Below are 1,880 nucleotides of genomic sequence, written 5' to 3'. Positions count from 1 at the left end.
CGTCCGCCGCGCGTTCGCTGCGTTCGCCATCGCCGCCGCGTCGCTGACGACGGCCGCCTGCGGAGACGACGTCGTCGACGACGGTGTCGAGCAGGAGGTGGAGGAGGGCGTCACCGACGTCGAAGAGGGCGTCGAGGAGGGCGTCAGCGAGGTGGAGGAGGGCGTCGAGGACACCGAGGGCTGACCGCCGGCCCGAGTGCCTGTGCCCCGGCCGGGGCCTGCCGGACGACCAGTCCGGTGGGCTCCCGGCGGCGGCGAGGTCGGGTCAGCTGGGGTCGGGCGTGCCGCCGGGCACGCGGCCCAGGCTGATCAGCCAGCGGCGCAGCAACCCGGCCAGCTGCGTGCGCTCCTCGGGCGAGAGGGCCGCCAGCATGCCGCGCTCGGTCTCCAGGTGGTCGGGCAGCGCTGTGTCCAGCGCCGTCCGCCCCGCGTCGGTCAGGGTGACCACGACGGCCCGCCCGTCGGCCTCGCTGCGGCCCCGGGTGATCAGGCCCTTCTCCTCCAGCCGGTCCAGCCGCTGGGTGATGGCGCCGGAGGTGACCAGGGCGGTCCGCATCAGCGAGGTCGGGGTCAGCTGGTAGGGCTCCCCCGCCCGGCGGAGAGCCGCGAGGACGTCGAACGAGGGCGCATCGAGCCCGTGCCGGGCGAAGGTGGCCCGCTGGGCGAGGAAGACCTCCCGCTGCAGCTGGCTGACCCGACCGATGACGCCCATCGGGGAGCAGTCCAGGTCCGGCCGCTCCTGCGCCCACTGCGCCAGGATCACGTCCATCGCGTCCCCGGCCGTCCCACTCCCGTCTGTCCCGTTCCCATCGTGGGCGCGCGCCGGGTCGTCCAGCAGGTCGCTCACGACGCCTGCTCCGCGGGGCGCGGCAGGTCGGCGAGGTGCTCGGCGAAGGTGCGCGGCGGGCGGCCGAGCAGGGCGGTGAGCACCCGCGGGCTGCCGACGAAGCCGTGCGCCCGGTAGTGGTCGAACATGGTGCGCTGGCAGCGGGCCGCATACCCGGTGGGGACCTCGCCCCCGGGGATGACGTCGTCGGCGACGACCTCGTCACCGAGCCACTCACCGATCAGCTCGGCCAGCCGCGGTGCGGTCAACGCCTCCGGACCGGCCGCCTCGAAGGTCCCGCCGTCCAGGCCGTCCTCGGTGAGCAGCACGGCTGCTGCCTCCGCCACGTCCCGCAGGTCGACCATGGACTGCGCCGTCCGCAGGCCCCAGAAGCTGCGGAGCACCCCGCTGGTCTGCGCCGCCTCGAGCTGGCTGTCCAGGTTGTCGGCGTAGGAGCAGGGCTGCAGCACCCGCCACGACGGCAACCCGCTGCTGTCGAGGGCCTCCTCCGCCAGGTCCTTGCCGGCGTGGTGCGGCATGACCCGCAGCTGCGGGCGCATCACCGAGTGGTAGACCACCCGGGGCAGCCCGGCCCGGCGGGCCTCGGCGAACAGCGCCGCCGCGCCCTCCGCCTCGTCCGGGTCGAAGTTCGGCCAGATGAGGTACATCGCGTCCGCACCCTGGAACACCGACGACCAGGCCATCGGAGAGGTCAGCTCTGCGACGACCACCTCGGCGCCGAGGTCGGTCAGCTCCGGCCGGGGGCCTCTGCTGGAGACCACGGCGCGCACCGGCTCCCCCCGGGCACGCAGCGCACGCACGACCGCCGTCCCCGTGGGCCCACCGGCCGCAGTCACCACGATCACACCGGACACCTTAGTTCTGAAAGACCGACCCGGGCGGGCGCCGGGCACCTGGCGGGCGACCCCGCAGCTCAGCGCAGCGGTGAGCTCAGCCGGACGGTGAGTCCGTCGGGCCCGGGGAGCAGGTCGACGTGGTCCCAGAGCTTGCGGGCCAGCCACAGGCCCATGCCTCCCTGGGAGAGGTCGTCCCC

General features: G+C 74.8%; 3 protein-coding genes. 1 reads left to right on the top strand and 2 read right to left on the bottom strand.

Annotated elements, in window-relative coordinates:
* Window positions 1-184: hypothetical protein (locus G5C62_RS26805; protein ID WP_164703386.1), on the top strand; the 184-nt coding region annotated here is incomplete at its 5' end.
* An 81-nt stretch (window positions 185-265) separates the two neighbouring features.
* On the opposite strand, the gene G5C62_RS26800 is transcribed toward G5C62_RS26805, so the two are convergent.
* On the bottom strand, window positions 266-847 hold the full coding sequence (locus tag G5C62_RS26800; protein WP_241176164.1) for a MarR family winged helix-turn-helix transcriptional regulator: 582 nt from the start codon (window positions 845-847) through the stop codon (window positions 266-268).
* The gene (locus G5C62_RS26795) at window positions 844-1,692 is read right to left on the bottom strand and encodes an SDR family oxidoreductase (protein WP_164703385.1); all 849 of its coding nucleotides are present in this window, start codon (window positions 1,690-1,692) and stop codon (window positions 844-846) included. The genes G5C62_RS26800 and G5C62_RS26795 overlap by 4 nt, the downstream gene beginning before the upstream one ends.
* Between the last annotated feature and the right edge of the window lie 188 nt (window positions 1,693-1,880).

This window comes from Modestobacter sp. KNN46-3 (assembly GCF_011039295.1).
Note: the sequence above shows the minus strand (reverse complement) of the source record. Positions and strands in the feature narration are given on the sequence as shown.